General features: G+C 45.1%; 16 protein-coding genes. 8 read left to right on the top strand and 8 right to left on the bottom strand.

Annotated features, from left to right (window positions below; genetic code table 11):
- The first annotated feature begins 57 nt into the window (after positions 1 to 57).
- Together IE070_RS03345 and IE070_RS03340 are read left to right on the top strand one after the other, a co-directional pair.
- Positions 58 to 879 (top strand): PEP-CTERM/exosortase system-associated acyltransferase, encoded by an 822-nt coding sequence (locus tag IE070_RS03345; RefSeq protein ID WP_189480459.1) that lies wholly within the window; start codon positions 58 to 60, stop codon positions 877 to 879.
- Positions 880 to 901: 22 nt separating this feature from the next.
- Positions 902 to 1,975, top strand: coding sequence for a metal-dependent hydrolase (locus IE070_RS03340; protein WP_189480457.1), 1,074 nt, complete (start codon positions 902 to 904; stop codon positions 1,973 to 1,975).
- Here the strand turns inward: IE070_RS03340 and IE070_RS03335 are convergent.
- Genes IE070_RS03335 through IE070_RS03325 form a run of 3 tightly spaced genes read right to left on the bottom strand, consistent with a single transcriptional unit; the run spans position 1,878 to position 4,333 of the window.
- Positions 1,878 to 2,378 (bottom strand): DUF1543 domain-containing protein, encoded by a 501-nt coding sequence (locus tag IE070_RS03335; RefSeq protein ID WP_189480455.1) that lies wholly within the window; start codon positions 2,376 to 2,378, stop codon positions 1,878 to 1,880. The two genes, IE070_RS03340 and IE070_RS03335, sit on opposite strands and share 98 nt — an antisense overlap.
- Positions 2,379 to 2,390: 12 nt before the next feature.
- Positions 2,391 to 3,647: an ABC transporter permease gene (locus IE070_RS03330; RefSeq protein ID WP_189480452.1), complete on the bottom strand. Its 1,257-nt coding sequence runs from the start codon at positions 3,645 to 3,647 to the stop codon at positions 2,391 to 2,393.
- Positions 3,641 to 4,333: an ATP-binding cassette domain-containing protein gene (locus IE070_RS03325; protein ID WP_189480450.1), complete on the bottom strand. Its 693-nt coding sequence runs from the start codon at positions 4,331 to 4,333 to the stop codon at positions 3,641 to 3,643. Before IE070_RS03325 ends, IE070_RS03330 begins: the two co-directional genes overlap by 7 nt.
- Before the next feature lie 75 nt (positions 4,334 to 4,408).
- Here IE070_RS03325 and IE070_RS03320 point away from each other — a divergent pair, with 75 nt between their 5' ends.
- Complete coding sequence (locus IE070_RS03320; RefSeq protein ID WP_189480448.1) at positions 4,409 to 4,954, top strand: DUF3299 domain-containing protein; 546 nt, start codon at positions 4,409 to 4,411, stop codon at positions 4,952 to 4,954.
- Between the two features lie 170 nt (positions 4,955 to 5,124).
- Here the strand turns inward: IE070_RS03320 and IE070_RS03315 are convergent, their stop codons facing one another.
- Complete coding sequence (locus tag IE070_RS03315; protein WP_189480446.1) at positions 5,125 to 5,808, bottom strand: ZrgA family zinc uptake protein; 684 nt, start codon at positions 5,806 to 5,808, stop codon at positions 5,125 to 5,127.
- Positions 5,809 to 5,933: 125 nt separating this feature from the next.
- On the opposite strand from IE070_RS03315, the gene IE070_RS03310 reads away from it, so the two are divergent.
- From IE070_RS03310 to IE070_RS03300, 3 genes are read left to right on the top strand one after another with little or no spacing between them, the layout of a single operon-like run.
- On the top strand, positions 5,934 to 7,460 hold the full coding sequence (locus IE070_RS03310) for a cryptochrome/photolyase family protein (RefSeq protein WP_189480444.1): 1,527 nt from the start codon (positions 5,934 to 5,936) through the stop codon (positions 7,458 to 7,460).
- Positions 7,460 to 8,836 carry a DASH family cryptochrome gene (locus IE070_RS03305; protein ID WP_189480442.1) on the top strand — a complete coding sequence of 459 codons (1,377 nt, stop codon included), beginning with the start codon at positions 7,460 to 7,462 and terminating at the stop codon, positions 8,834 to 8,836. The genes IE070_RS03310 and IE070_RS03305 overlap by 1 nt, the downstream gene beginning before the upstream one ends.
- A 3-nt stretch (positions 8,837 to 8,839) precedes the next feature.
- The gene (locus IE070_RS03300; protein ID WP_189480440.1) at positions 8,840 to 10,351 is read left to right on the top strand and encodes an FAD-binding domain-containing protein; all 1,512 of its coding nucleotides are present in this window, start codon (positions 8,840 to 8,842) and stop codon (positions 10,349 to 10,351) included.
- A 38-nt stretch (positions 10,352 to 10,389) separates the two neighbouring features.
- Here IE070_RS03300 and glnB read toward each other — a convergent pair whose 3' ends face one another.
- A complete protein-coding gene (gene glnB / locus IE070_RS03295; protein ID WP_189480438.1) occupies positions 10,390 to 10,728 on the bottom strand; it encodes a nitrogen regulatory protein P-II in 339 nt (112 codons plus the stop codon).
- 166 nt (positions 10,729 to 10,894) lie between these two features.
- Between glnB and nadE the strand changes: the two genes are divergently transcribed.
- Together nadE and IE070_RS03285 are read left to right on the top strand one after the other, a co-directional pair.
- Positions 10,895 to 11,737 (top strand): NAD(+) synthase, encoded by an 843-nt coding sequence (nadE, locus tag IE070_RS03290; RefSeq protein WP_229796918.1) that lies wholly within the window; start codon positions 10,895 to 10,897, stop codon positions 11,735 to 11,737.
- Positions 11,738 to 11,874: 137 nt separating this feature from the next.
- Positions 11,875 to 12,372, top strand: coding sequence for a GspH/FimT family protein (locus tag IE070_RS03285; protein WP_189480435.1), 498 nt, complete (start codon positions 11,875 to 11,877; stop codon positions 12,370 to 12,372).
- A 104-nt stretch (positions 12,373 to 12,476) separates the two neighbouring features.
- Here the strand turns inward: IE070_RS03285 and IE070_RS03280 are convergent, their stop codons facing one another.
- Genes IE070_RS03280 through IE070_RS03270 form a run of 3 tightly spaced genes read right to left on the bottom strand, consistent with a single transcriptional unit; the run spans position 12,477 to position 14,313 of the window.
- On the bottom strand, positions 12,477 to 12,878 hold the full coding sequence (locus IE070_RS03280) for a type IV pilin protein (protein WP_189480433.1): 402 nt from the start codon (positions 12,876 to 12,878) through the stop codon (positions 12,477 to 12,479).
- Positions 12,878 to 13,939, bottom strand: a complete 1,062-nt coding sequence (locus IE070_RS03275; protein ID WP_189480431.1) for a hypothetical protein — start codon at positions 13,937 to 13,939, stop codon at positions 12,878 to 12,880. The genes IE070_RS03280 and IE070_RS03275 overlap by 1 nt, the downstream gene beginning before the upstream one ends.
- On the bottom strand, positions 13,939 to 14,313 hold the full coding sequence (locus tag IE070_RS03270; protein WP_229796903.1) for a hypothetical protein: 375 nt from the start codon (positions 14,311 to 14,313) through the stop codon (positions 13,939 to 13,941). Before IE070_RS03270 ends, IE070_RS03275 begins: the two co-directional genes overlap by 1 nt.
- Between the last annotated feature and the right edge of the window lie 9 nt (positions 14,314 to 14,322).

Below are 14,322 nucleotides of genomic sequence, written 5' to 3'. Positions count from 1 at the left end.
CAGTAATAAGTATTACTGTTGCATTTTTCAAACCTTAATTGTGTTCAGGGTTAAGCTATGTACCAAAACCAACAGGCTGCCTCTGCTTTATTTTCGGCGCCTGAACATGTTGTTTATAATAACACCATCGCTTCTAATCATTGGATTGAGCGGTTTACTGCAGACTTTCAGGTTAAAAAGGCTATAAATGCCACTGAACGTACCAAAGTATATCGATTAAGACATCGGGTATATTGTGAAGAATTAGGCTATGAGCCGGTTAGACCTGAAGGCATTGAATACGACAGCTTCGATCAGCATTCGATCCATTGTTTTTTAGAGCATCGTAACAGCAACACCATTGCCGGCACACTGCGGATGATAGAATGTTTCAATGACAGTCAAAAACTGCCTATTGAACACTATTTTCAAGGGCAATTTATTCGTTCCGACTTACACCCATCGGCATTTGCCCGAGAACAAATTTTCGAACTCTCGAGATTGGCCGTGGCCGCACCGTTTCGAAAAAATATGCAAAGCCAACAAAACCCGCAGCTGTCTCACATCGCCGCTGTCAGTGATCTCGATCAACAAGCCCATTTTCGTTATATCTCAGCAGGATTATATCTAGCGGCATTGGAAGAGGCCCGCGCGATGCAATTGAAGCACGCTTATGCAGCCATTGCCCCAGCGTTGGCCAGAATGCTTAATCGGGTAGGATTTCAATTTGAACAAATTAGTCAGCCCATTGAACTAAATGGCAAAAGAGCAGCCTACTATTTGGATATTGATCGTAGCTTACAAACCCTCTGTAACGACTATCAATTACTCTTTAAGGTATTAGCGGCACAATTGCAGCAATCTGATGCTCCGCAGACCGATACGCTCTCTTCGATATAATTTAAACAGCGAGTTTTAACGCATGGATTCACTTTCTCAAATTGCCCTCGGCTCTGCTGTGGCCGTGGCAGTAGTTGGCAAACGTAGCTCAGTTAAAAAAGCTGCGCTTTGGGGCGCCCTAGCGGGTACGCTGCCTGATTTAGATGTGTTTGTGGATTATGGCGATGATCTGAGTAATATGGTGGAACATCGTGGTGTCAGCCACTCGTTATTTTATCTGTCCCTGCTTTCTCCCTTATTAGCCCTGCTTATCTGCAAAATCCATAATGAGCTCGCAAACTATCGTCAGTGGTTACTGGCGATCTGGGCTGTATTAATCACGCATCCATTACTGGATACGATGACAATATATGGAACACAATTGGCGCAGCCTTTTAGCGATTATCCTTTTGGGATTGGCAGTCTCTTTATTATTGATCCGCTTTATACCTTGCCATTATTGTTTGGTTTAGGTTGGGTGATAGTGAAAGGACGTAGCTCACTGGCCGCGAATACCGCAGGTTTAGTGTTTTCGAGCTGTTATTTGTTGTGGAGTATTGCCGCTCAACAGCATGTTACTCAAACGGTCCAACAACAACTGACAGGTAAACCCTATAATCAAGTGATTGTGTTACCTACTGCCATGAATACACTGCTTTGGCGAGTTGTGGTAATGACAGATACCGCATATTACGAAGGGTTTTATTCTATTTTAGAAAAAGAAACAAACATTGAATTTGTGGTACACCCTCTTGATTTAGAGCTGTATCGCGACTTTCAGCTACATCCGGATGTGCAAACACTGGCTGCATTTACGCATGGTTTTTATGCACTGGAACGCATAGGCGATGACGTGGTGATTACCGATTTGCGAATGGGACAACAGCAACAATATGCCTTTAGTTTTGTTGTGCCAGAGCAAGCCGACATGAATGCCCGTCGGCTTCCAAGAAATTTACAACTCTCTGACACGCTGAGTTGGGTGTGGCGAACATTACGCGGCGACGAAACCGCCGCGCTTAACCAATCACCTCATACCCTGACCAGTCAGGTATTAACGGTTGACTGTGCCCCTTGGCCTGTAACTGAATATAATAACCATTTACTTCATCTATAGATAAACACTCATCCAACATCAACAAATCGTCTTTATGTTGGCTTTGCGCATCAGTGAGCAAACTGGCTTTAGCCTTGGCTTTTGCCTCTGCAGCAGAACGTGCTACACATACTGTAAAATCGTGTTGCTCGGCAATTTTATTCGGATAATAACCACCAAAATTCACAAAATACAGTTTAACATCTTGTTTTATGGGCGTTGTGACCAAGGTGATCTCATAGCCATCGATGTGTTGCAAGGCAAGATAACTGTCGAGGTGCAACCCTTTCACTTGCCCAAACCATTGGGCGCGTAGTTGTGGATAGGTATCAACAATATGTTCACCCACCACAAAACGTACATCATGCAGTTCAATATTAGCACCTGGTGCAGACCCACCAAGATAAACCATAAATAATTTCATACAGATCCTTTATTATATTCGAACGCTTAACCCATCGGTTAGCGCACGTCGATAAGCAGCAAACGCGGGTATACAGGCTAACACCGCAGTAGCCACCAAAATAGCTGCTGCCCAATACAAGGTTTGCAGGCTAAAGGGATTAACACTGATAAATAGTCCATAATGCGCGGCCAACGTATCTTGAATAGCCCACAAACTGATTACCAGAAATAATGCCGCGGCCAACATGGAAAGCACGGTTAATAACAACACCTCAAGCTGAATTAACCAAAAGAGATACCAAGGATTAGCCCCTACCGCACGCAAGATGGCGACTTCGCGCTGCCGTTCCCGCATAGAGGCTAATAATGTCGTCATCATGCCGACTAACCCCGCAACGAGTACCATTAAGGTGATTAATAAGAGCATGTTTTCAACCATACTTAGCATTTGCCAGAGCTCGGCTAAGGCGACGCCTGGCAATATTGCAGATAACGGCTCACCTCGGAATTCATTAATTTGGCGCTGCACCACAAAGGTCGCCATCCGCGAATTCAGTCCAACCATAAAGGCGGTAATGGCTTTTGGTGTTAAATCCATATCCAATGCTTGAGCCGCACTCACCTGACGACCGGGCATCGGTGCACCTTGTTGCCAATCGATATGGATGGCCTCAATACCTTCTAAACTCACATGAACAGTTTGATCAACCGGAGTACCCGTTGGCGCCAATATTCCTGTAACCGTAAACGGTTTATCTTTATGCTCAGAAAAGCTCACCGCGCCGATACCATGCGCCAGCGTAATTTCTTGCCCCAAGGTATAGCCTAATTGCTTGGCCACCTCAGCGCCGAGCACCGCATCATACACCTGTGTAAAGGCAGCGCCTTGTGCAAAGTGTAACGATTGCTGATTAGCGTAACGATAATGTTCAAAATAGCTCTGGTTAGTGCCTAACACGCGATAACCGCGATGTGAATCACCTAATGAAAGCGGAATAGTCCAAGCAATTTGCGGATGCTTAGCAACACGTTCATAAGTTTGCCAGCTGACATTTGCAGTCGCATTACCAATACGAAATACGGAGTAAAGTAACAAGTTCAACTGCCCAGAGCGAGCGCCCACAATAAGATCGGTACCGGATACCGTATTGGTGAAACTGTTGCGTGCCTCCTTACGAATATGATCGATACCTAATAGCAAGACTAAACTTATCGTTAATGACAACAACGTCATAAACGCTGTTGCTTTGCGATTCCATAAACTAAGCCGGGCTAATTTCATTAACATGCCACGACTCCTTGCGCTAAATTCGCCATCTGTAATTCAACTTTAAAATACGACTTTAATTGCTGATCGTGACTAACAAAAATAACTGTGGTGCCACATTTATCTGCCTCAGCGAGTAATACCCGCATAAACGCATCTCGATTATCGGCATCTAAGGCCGACGTGGGTTCATCCGCAATCAATAACGCCGGCTCAGTGAGTAAAGCCCGTGCAATAGCAACACGTTGTTGCTGCCCCACACTCAGTGCACTGGCCGGTTGCTGCCACAGCGACGCTGCTAACCCCAAAGCCTCTAACAACGCAGTAGCTCGCTGTTGTAAAGCTGTGCCCGTTTTACCGGCAAAGCTCGCGCGCAATAAAATATTGTCGAGTACACTTAAATAAGGAATTAAATTCAGCTGCTGAAACACCACGCCAATTTGGGCAGCACGCAATTTATCGCGCTTTGCTGCACGTAACTGATGTAATGGCTGTCCCTGCACCCATAGCTCCCCTTGATTGGGCTGCGTTATGCCCGCTAATAAATTTAATAAGGTGGTTTTACCGCTTCCCGAGGCACCACGAATAAACAGATGTTGGCCATGGTCTAAGGTTAATGCAGGTATCTGCAATTGCCAGCCGTTTGGCTTATACCAAAAAATAACCTCTTTGAGTTCAATAGCAGGAATTTTCAGCTTGGTGGTCACAGGTACTCCCTTGTGCATGCTATGATAGTGAATATCTCATTTGGGTATTATGCAAAATTAAGAGGCGAAGCTCCAATGTTCAATAAGTTGTCTGTTGCGTTTTCTGGGGTGCTGGCCGCATGTTTCGCGCTAAGCTTACACGCCAGTGAAGTTAAAACCATAGAATGGACTGATTTAATGCCAGAGGAAGATCTAAAGGCATTAATGGCAATGCCGGAAGTTGCGCACGATTATAGTCAGCCCTCTCCCTTTGATGATAATTACAACGGTGATGATCCATCGGCTCAAGCGTGGCAGCAAATATTACAATCAGCCAAAGTAAAACCGGAATATAACAATACCAAAATCAGAATACCCGGCTTTATAGTGCCGCTGGAGTTTGACGCAGACCAAAACGTGACCAGTTTCTTTTTGGTTCCGTATTTTGGTGCTTGCATTCATGTGCCGCCACCGCCACCTAATCAAATTATTTATGTGAGCGGCGCATCTAATTTAAAGGCCGACATGATCTATTCTCCATTCTGGATCACCGGCACTATTACCACAGATAGTATCTCTCATGATTTAGCTAACGCGGCTTACAGTATGAAAGCAGACAAAGTCGAAGAGTACACGTGGTAAATAACAGTGATAATGGCACCTTATACTGCCTGACACTATTCTACTTAGCTCTACGTCATTAGACTCTCTCTTCAGGCTCATGTCTCTGAAGAGTATTACGCAAAAACGGCTGTATGTTACAGCCGTTTTTCATTTCTTTGTTTAAGGAAAACAATTCAAAGATATGTGTGTTAAAAACGCAAAGGGCCTGAACTCAGCGTTGCCGATGCGGCACCTTGTTGACCATTTAATACCCATTGCACATCCACTTTTTCTAAGGCAGGCGTTAAGCTAAATAAACTTAACTCCAGTTGTTGCAACAGTGCAGGCCGTTGACACAACAGGCTTATATTGGCGTAGAAATCACCATGCCCAGCATAGCCCGGTTCCGTTAAATCTGTATTTGCATCACTGGTTTGAATTTCACAGTTTGCCTCTGCGCTCAGGCTAAACCAGTTGCCTTGCGCTAAATTGTCTAATGCTAAGGCGATCTCTTGTTTTTGCTCACTGCTCTTAGGTGCATGCTCAAAACCAACAATATTATAAGCAGCCGATTGCAGTGCTAGTTGCAACTCATTGCCTTCAAGCACCATTGTTAGCGTAGCCGCGCCATGCACATGTGTCCCAAGTTGGGTAAAGTCGTCATTATGATCGTGGCCGTGATCATGATCATGCGTGTGATCGTGTTTTTCATCATGCTGATGCGTTTCATCATGAGCATGATCGTGCGATGACGGTTGTTGCTGACTAACACGTTGCGTGGTAGACGTATCAGGGGTTTCTACTGTATCGGTTGGCTTAGGATGAGCTAATGCCACACTCTGACAACTTAGCCACAAGGCCGACAGTGCGAAAATAGCGTAACTTTTTTGCATAATGTGATACCTCAAATTCATGTTTTACTTATCATACTGACTTTTTGTTTCGTCGCAATGCCTTAGCTGATCTGAATATGCCAGCTAAAACGTACTAACACTATTACCTTTGTGTACGAATGCTTATGCCCAAACTTATTGTAATACTTGGCGATCAACTTAGCCCAGCCCTAGCCAGTTTACGGCAGGCTAAACCAGACGATCTGATCCTTATGGCTGAAGTTAATCGTGAAGCCACCTATGTTAAGCATCATAAACATAAAATTATTTTGCTGTTTAGTGCCATGCGCCATTTTGCCGCTGTGCTGCGGCAACAGGGATTTAACGTCTGCTATCTTGCCTATGGCGAAACTATTGTTAACAGCATAACGGATGCCGTCGATTACGCATTACAACAAACCGCTATCACTAAAATTGTTGTTACTGAATGTGGTGAGTATCGTTTACAACAAGAATTGCTCAGTTGGGAAAACCGTTTTAATCGCCCGGTGAGCATACTTGAGGATGATCGCTACATCTGCTCTATCAGTATGTTTGCGCAGTGGGCAACGGATCGGCAACAATTACGCATGGAATATTTTTATCGGCTTATGCGCCGCCACACTGGCCTATTAATTGATCAACAACAACAACCTGTTGGTGGTCAGTGGAATTTTGATAAAGAAAATCGTAAAGCCTGCCCGCCTGATATCACGCAAATTCCCCCCTTGGCCTTTGAGCGTGATGAGATTACAGAAGCTGTCTGTCAATTAGTTGACCAGAATTTTGCTGATCATCCTGGCGCAGTTGAAAATTTCCGTTACGCCGTTACGGGTAAAAATGCCCGGAGCGCGTTTTTACACTTTGTTGAGCATCAACTTGCCAAATTTGGCGATTATCAAGATGCAATGTTAGTCGATCAACCATTTCTGTTTCACAGCATTTGCTCCATGTACCTAAACGCAGGCTTATTAGACGTGCGCTGGATGTGTCAAAAGGTCGAAGCTGCTTGGAAAGAAGGGCGCGTTAATCTTAATGCGGCTGAAGGCTTTATCCGGCAACTTATTGGCTGGCGCGAATATGTCAGAGGTTTATATTGGCTAAAAATGCCAGAGTATGTTGATAATAATTTCTTGCAGGCTGAACGCCCGCTACCAGCTTATTTCTGGCATAGCAATACCAAGATGCGCTGCATGCAACAGGCCATCAGCCAAACATTGGAATACAGCTATGCCCATCACATTCAGCGTTTAATGGTAACGGGCAATTTTGCCTTGCTCGCGGGACTCAGTGTCAAAGACGTTACCGATTGGTATCTTGCAGTGTATTGCGACGCCTATGAATGGGTGGAGCTTCCGAACACCCTTGGTATGGCACTATTTGCAGATGGTGGCATCTTGGCGTCAAAACCCTACGCAGCCAGTGGCGCTTACATAAATCGTATGAGTAACTATTGTAAGCATTGCCATTACAACGTCAAAGAGAGCCTTGGCGAAAAGGCATGTCCATTTAACGCCCTTTATTGGGACTTTTTGGATCGTAATGCTACCACCTTAGGGCAGAATGCACGTTTACAACTCGCCTACAAAAATTGGCAAGCCAAAGGCCCCGAACAACAACAGGCGCTTCGTTTGAAAGCACAAGAAATATTAATTCATGTGGAGCAACTTTAATGGGAACCTTGGTTTTACTAAATCATTGCTTACGTTTAGAAGACAATCCACTGCTAACCCAAGTAGAAGGCGAGTTATGTGCAGTTGTAACATTGACACGCCAACAGTTTTTTGGCCAACAATATGGCCTAAACCGTGCTAATTTGTCACGTTTGCGGGCACAGATTGACACCATTACCGCTTTAAAACAGCAACTGGCACAACAGCAAATTGGTTTAGTGTTATGCTTTGGTAACAGCAGCCAAGCACTACTCCAGCTCGCGAAACAGCTAAACGCCGATCGCATTGTTGCCGCAGAACCCACAGCCCCAGAAGAATACCAGCTGTTTTCGCGATTAAAAACACAGATACAAGTGGAACTAAACGATGTAAACAGTTTGCTGGGATCAAGCTTGCGCCCCGCTTTTCAAAGCATGCCTGATCGTTTTACGACCTTTCGAAAAACTCTAGAACCCTTACTTCAGGTTAGTCCGGCTCACCCCCTGTTTCAACGCCGTCCAACACAGCAATGGCTATCCCCCGATCAAGCTGATGCGCTCAGTTCCAATTGGCAAACATTAATCGCGTTGGCCAGCCGTGATGAGCATACACTTACCGCCCCTACCATGCCGTCATTTGATGAGGCGACAGTTTGGCAACGTGTTGAGCACTACATTTGGCAACAACAGCATATATTGCACTATAAAGACACCCGTAATGGGCTTAGTGGTGCCGATTATGCGAGTTTTTTTTCCGCGCCATTGGCACTTGGAAGTTTATCGGTTCGGGCATTGTGGCAACAAATCGTGGCTTTTGAAGAACAGGTACGTGCTAACGATTCAACCTACTGGCTAAAATTTGAATTATTGTGGCGCGAATTTTTTCGATGGCAAATGCGCAAATACCAAAGTCGCTGGTTTAGCCGGACCGGTATTCATGGGCAACCCGATTTTCAATTACCTCAGCTCACGCCAAAGCAACAAAAGCTGTTTAGTCGTTGGTGCCAAGGCGAAACCGGCGTGCCTTTTATTGATGCCAATATGGTGTTGCTAAATCAAAGCGGATTGATGAGTAACCGTGGCCGTCAAAATGTCGCAAGTTATTTAATTCACGATCTGCAGCTTGATTGGCGTGTCGGCGCTGCGTATTTTGAACAACGTTTACTTGATTATGATCCCGCGAGTAATTGGGGTAATTGGGCTTACATTGCTGGTTATGGCAACAGCGAAGCTCGGCCATTCAATATCATCAAACAAGCCATCATGTATGATCCACAGGCGCAGTTTGTAAAACAGATGCTGCCGGACCTCACCGCGCAAGGTAAACAAGCACATCGTCCTGTTGCGGGTACGACATTGCCTGCACATTGGCGTAATTGGCTAGCTGAACTCGATTAGCCTATGCATTTATTGTGGCTTAAGCGGGATTTGCGCATAAAGGATCATGCTGCGTTATACCATGCCGCAAAGCAGGGTGAGCCGGTGTTACCGGTTTATATTGTTGAGCCTGACTATTGGCAACAGCCCGATACCTCTTTGCGGCATTGGGCATTTATTAGCGACGCGCTAACCGAATTACAGCATGAATTCCAAAAGTTGGGCCAACCACTGTTAGTATTTTATGGTGCAGCCAGTCGGGTATTTCGCGATTTATTACAACAATTTCCGATCAGTGCTGTTTACAGTCATGAAGAAACGGGGAATTTATGGAGTTATCAACGCGATCTCGCTGTCGCAAAATTTTGGCAAGAACGGGCTATTCCTTGGCATCAATACCAGCAATTTGCTGTCTTTAGACCACTGGCCAATCGTGATCATTGGTTTAAGCAAGCCGATGCCTGGTTAACCGCCCCTCTATATCCTACCCCTGTTTCGTTACCGTTTATTTGCCATACAAATTGGCAAGCGCCTTTACCTTGGCCCGAGCGTAAAATTGATTTGGTACCTTGTAGCCAAGCACAACGTGCAACAGCACTCTCGTCTACACTTAACACATTTTTACAGGATCGTGTTCTAGGGTATCGAGGCGGTATTTCGTATGCCGCAAAAGCGCCACATAGCTGTTCACGCCTCAGCCCATATTTAAGCTATGGCATGCTCAGCATGCGCGCGTTACAGCAAGAAAGTTGGCAGCATCGAAAAGCAGCAACGAATACCAAACAACAATTAGGTTTGGATGCGTTTTACAGCCGATTACGCTGGCATTGCCACTTTATCCAAAAACTGGAAGACGAGCCCGAAATTGAAGCGCGAAATATGCATCGCGGCTTTGATGGCTTGCGAGAAAACGATTTTTCTGCCGAGTTTTTTTCAGCATGGGCAAAAGGCGAAACAGGTTATCCTTTAATTGATGCCGCTATGCGTGCTTTGCGTACCACCGGTTGGCTACATTTTAGAGGCAGGGCAATGTTAGTGGCGTTTGCGAGTTATCATCTTTGGTTACATTGGCGGCCTGTAGCCTTACACTTAGCACAGTGTTTTGTAGATTATGAACCAGGGATCCATTACCCACAAATTCAAATGCAAGCCGGCACCACAGGGATTAATCCAAACCGCATGTACAATCCGGTAAAACAAAGCCTGCTAAAAGATCCCGATGGCCGCTTTATTCGCCACTGGCTCCCCGAATTACAGCATATTCCCACCAGTTGGCTGCATCAACCTTGGTTATTGACGAAATCTCAACAGCAGCAGTATGGTTGCCTGCTTGGCGTCGATTACCCCGCCCCCATTATCACGGCGGAACGGGCAATAAAATTAGCGCGAGAACGTTTAAAACTCTGGCTTGCAGCTAATAGAGCCTGTTGGACCGAGCAAAAGAAACGTATTGTAAAACGACATGCCAGTCGTAGTAGGCCTATTGAACAGCGCAAGCGGGTTTCCGAACGCCAGCTTACACTGTTTAACGATTAAGCTTACGCTTTACATTTAATTGAACAGCACAACAGATCCTAGATGGCTTCTTCATCCTCTTCGCCGGTGCGGATGCGAATAACACGCTCAACGTCAAACACAAAAATTTTACCGTCACCAATTCGGCCAGTTTGAGCGGTTTTCATGATGGCCTCAACACAGCGTTCGACTTGCTCGTCTGGTACAACAATATCCAGCTTCACCTTAGGTAAAAAATCGACCATATATTCGGCACCACGATACAATTCCGTATGGCCTTTTTGCCGGCCGAAGCCTTTTACTTCAGTCACCGTCATACCAGTAATATTGATATCGGCGAGCGCTTCGCGCACATCGTCTAACTTAAAAGGTTTGATAATTGCTTCAATTTTTTTCATAAAAAGACCGTCGTATTTTTACCCCAGATGTTTATAGTATATACCCAAACCTTAAGAGGCTTCAGTAGTTTGCGCTAATTAGTTGATCTTCTTTGCAGCAGATACGTTAAGATAAATAGGTTCTCGCACCAGCAACAACGATTCAGTTAATGAGGCTATTATGAGTATTGCACAACAAATTATTCAAGAAATGCGGGTGCTGCCGCACATAGATGTTGATTTTGAAATTCGTCGGCGAATCGATTTTATCAAACAGACTTTAACGCAAGCCGGATTAAAGGTGCTGGTACTGGGGATCAGCGGCGGGGTAGACTCCACCACCTGCGGCCGTTTAGCGCAGTTAGCCATTGATGAACTTAATGCCACCTCATCTAATAATCCCTATCGCTTTATCGCGGTTCGTTTACCTTATGGCGTGCAAAAAGATGAAGAAGAAGCACAATTAGCTGTACGGTTTATTCAGCCTAGCCAAGCGGTGACAGTTAACATTAAAGCAGCAGCCGATGCGCTTCACAGTGCTACGGCTATAGGCCTTAGTGATGCAAATGCGACCTTACCACACGATGCACAAATCGATTTTGCTAAAGGCAATGTCAAAGCACGCGCTCGCATGCTAGCGCAATATCATATTGCTGCACTCCAAGGCGGGCTTGTACTTGGAACCGATCATTCAGCCGAAAACATTACCGGCTTTTATACCAAATGGGGCGATGGTGCCTGTGATCTTGCCCCCTTATTCGGTTTAAGTAAACGTCAAGTACGCGCATTAGCACGACAGTTAGGTGCGCCAGAATTACTGGTCGAGAAAACGCCGACAGCTGATTTGGAATGTATGGCGCCACAAAAAGCGGATGAAGCTGCGCTGGGTCTGACCTATCAACAAATTGATGACTTCTTAGAAGGTAAGGCTGTCGACACCGCGGTGGCAGAGCGATTAATTCAGATCTACCAAAAAACGCAACATAAACGGCAGCCAATCCCCACGATATACGATAGCCAGAGCAAGTAGGTCGGAAGTCTGAAATCTGAAGTCTTAAGTCTTAAGTCTTAAGTCTTAAGTCTGACGCGGTAAAAAGACAAACAATTTTTTACATAAATATACAATTAGGCTACACTTCAGTATCATCTTACTGTGGAGTGTAGCCTATGTTTGCCCGTGGCTTAACCTTACTTGAGCTATTAATTACTATACTGATCCTGGTCATTATGCTGGGTATTATTACCCCACCTCTGAATGAACTTGTGCATAAACAGCGAGCCAGCAGTTATATGCAGCAATTTAGCCGTCACTTGCATTATGCACGGATCCAAGCGAGCAGCAGTCAATTACCGGTAAAAGTGTGCCCGATGAGTAATCATCGTTGTCTGGGAGATTGGCAAACCGATCCCGTGCATCTTACGCTTCTTAATCCGCTAACCCAACAGCAGCAGCATCTTCGCACCATTCCTCAAATTCACCGCACGCATCGCTTACACTATAATCGCCAACAATTGCAGTTTCGTCGAGATGGCAGTTTAGATGCGTTAGAAAACGGCACATTTTACTATTGCCCTCCTGCACCTTACCAATGGCATTATCGCTTAGTCTTAAATCAAGCCGGTCGTAATCGCATTAGCCAATACCAAGAAAGTTGCCCAGTGTGATGCGTTACAGAGCCTTTAGTAGGCTGAATAACATAAGCTAATTGGTACGCTTTTTTAAACAGACTATTTTTCGCGTAAAATGTGATTAGATGATGCTTTCAACGTTAATACCAGCAAGAAACAGACTCAGCCAGCCCCGCATTACGTTGCCCAAGCTGATTAATGGTAAACTGCAAACACTCGGCATCTTTTTGCTGTGGGCCCTGTGCGCGCATCTCTAGTGTATAGGCTTGATTATCGTTCGACAAATCAACACGAAAGCGATATCGACCAGACACACTGAATCCCGTAGGGATCCCGAGCAGCGTTAAGTCAGACGAGTACTCCCCCGCATCAAGCAATCGTTGTTCTTGCCGGTTTGCAATTTCCAACAAATTACTCATGGCTTCTGCACGGTAGCTGCGTAATACATATTGTTGATAGGAGGGATACACAATACTGCTTAATATGCCAACAAGCACCACCACCACCAGCAATTCTATCAAACTAAGCCCCTGCATTCGCATCAATAGGCTCCTAACTCACTTCGATAGGTTGCTAAACGTCGCCATAAGGGATATTTATCTAATTCAAGAGGTTCAGTACAATCATGGCAAGCTTTACTTATTTTCAGCAAATTGTCTAAAACAGGAATGGATACATCGTCGACACTAAGTACAAGTACCAACTGATTATTTACATCTGTCGCTAAAGCCAAGTTAGCGTCTGGCACATAGGGTATAGATTGATGTCGTTTTGCGTAAATCGGTGCAGCAGTGTGAAGGTTCAGAGCATATAGCGTTTGCTCAGTCTGTTCAGTGACGCACGCGTCAGGATGAACCGTATTCGCAACGGGCGCATAAATTACCCCTGCAATCACATTCGGCGTAGCACTGACCTTCCCTGGAAACTGTACATACCAGCCTGCATTTGCCAACAAAGCGCGCCAATCATCAGCGGCTAACGGGTTGGTTTGCTCATGAGCAGTGAGCAAGGTTCTATCTTGTAAATAACTAAACTGAGTAATATTGTCTGTTGTGTGATTTAGTGCGAATCGCAGCATCACTAAGGTATCATGCCCACTCACCATATCACGCGCAATAAAAAGTGCTAACTGCTGTTCGGCCTGACGCCACGCTAAAGGTGCTAAAGTGCTTGGCAAACGCGTGCGCAGTAAACCTGCACTGGCCAAAAATTTTAGCCCACTATCACGTAAATCCGCCATCAATTGTGGTGGCAAAAACTGTCCACCTTGCCATCCTAAACGCCATAACTGCCCGTCTATCCCCATAATCCAAAAGAAATCAGCTACCCCATCTAAATTTGCATCCTCAATCAAGGGTTTTGCTTGGACTTGGGTGGGTAAACCAGCGTTTTGTAAATCGAGCTGAGCACGTAATCGTCCTGGATAACCCTCCCAAAGTTGTAACTGCGATGAATGATCCGCAGTTTCCCCAAACATCAGCCAACTATCCTGTAATGTGTGCTGCTGTGTTAGCGTAATACGAACCGGTTCAGGACGCTCAGGGGGGCAAAGTGCAAAGGTAAAATGGCTCATAAAAACCAAAACAAAGTAGAGGTATCTCATTATTTGCCCTCCGGTAATCGCACACGTTTTCTTAACACTAGGCTATTGTAACGAGTGATCAACGGCGCAGCTTGGCTTTCTAAACTTGTTTCAAGCAATAACAATTCACATTGTAAATGGGTATCTGACCAAGCGGCGTATACACCTGGGCAAGTTGGTAAATCAAAAATGCCTTGCTCAATCGTTGCAGGTGCCAGTTGCTTTACACCCCGCAAATGCTGTGTTTGCGCTTGATGATCTAATTGTAATTGCTGCTGCGCGGCTTGCGCCGACTTCAGACTTATTTGACTAATAAATAAGCTACTACTCACAAGCAATAACATAATCATTAAAATGATTAATGTAGTAAGTAAAACCATACCGTGGTTTTTCATCGTTTTTCC

The organism is Alishewanella tabrizica, assembly GCF_014652375.1.
GTDB classification, from domain to species: Bacteria; Pseudomonadota; Gammaproteobacteria; order Enterobacterales; family Alteromonadaceae; genus Alishewanella; species Alishewanella tabrizica.
Note: the sequence above shows the minus strand (reverse complement) of the source record. Positions and strands in the feature narration are given on the sequence as shown.

Coding starts and splice junctions, on each gene's coding strand:
- IE070_RS03345 (WP_189480459.1), top strand. CDS start 58: ATGTACCAAAACCAACAGGCTGCCTCTGCTTTATTTTCGGCGCCTGAA.
- IE070_RS03275 (WP_189480431.1), bottom strand. CDS start 13,939: ATGAGATACCTCTACTTTGTTTTGGTTTTTATGAGCCATTTTACCTTT.
- IE070_RS03300 (WP_189480440.1), top strand. CDS start 8,840: ATGCATTTATTGTGGCTTAAGCGGGATTTGCGCATAAAGGATCATGCT.
- IE070_RS03335 (WP_189480455.1), bottom strand. CDS start 2,378: ATGAAATTATTTATGGTTTATCTTGGTGGGTCTGCACCAGGTGCTAAT.
- IE070_RS03330 (WP_189480452.1), bottom strand. CDS start 3,647: ATGTTAATGAAATTAGCCCGGCTTAGTTTATGGAATCGCAAAGCAACA.
- IE070_RS03310 (WP_189480444.1), top strand. CDS start 5,934: ATGCCCAAACTTATTGTAATACTTGGCGATCAACTTAGCCCAGCCCTA.
- IE070_RS03340 (WP_189480457.1), top strand. CDS start 902: ATGGATTCACTTTCTCAAATTGCCCTCGGCTCTGCTGTGGCCGTGGCA.
- IE070_RS03315 (WP_189480446.1), bottom strand. CDS start 5,808: ATGCAAAAAAGTTACGCTATTTTCGCACTGTCGGCCTTGTGGCTAAGT.
- glnB (WP_189480438.1), bottom strand. CDS start 10,728: ATGAAAAAAATTGAAGCAATTATCAAACCTTTTAAGTTAGACGATGTG.
- IE070_RS03305 (WP_189480442.1), top strand. CDS start 7,460: ATGGGAACCTTGGTTTTACTAAATCATTGCTTACGTTTAGAAGACAAT.
- IE070_RS03280 (WP_189480433.1), bottom strand. CDS start 12,878: ATGCGAATGCAGGGGCTTAGTTTGATAGAATTGCTGGTGGTGGTGGTG.
- IE070_RS03270 (WP_229796903.1), bottom strand. CDS start 14,313: ATGAAAAACCACGGTATGGTTTTACTTACTACATTAATCATTTTAATG.
- IE070_RS03285 (WP_189480435.1), top strand. CDS start 11,875: ATGTTTGCCCGTGGCTTAACCTTACTTGAGCTATTAATTACTATACTG.
- IE070_RS03320 (WP_189480448.1), top strand. CDS start 4,409: ATGTTCAATAAGTTGTCTGTTGCGTTTTCTGGGGTGCTGGCCGCATGT.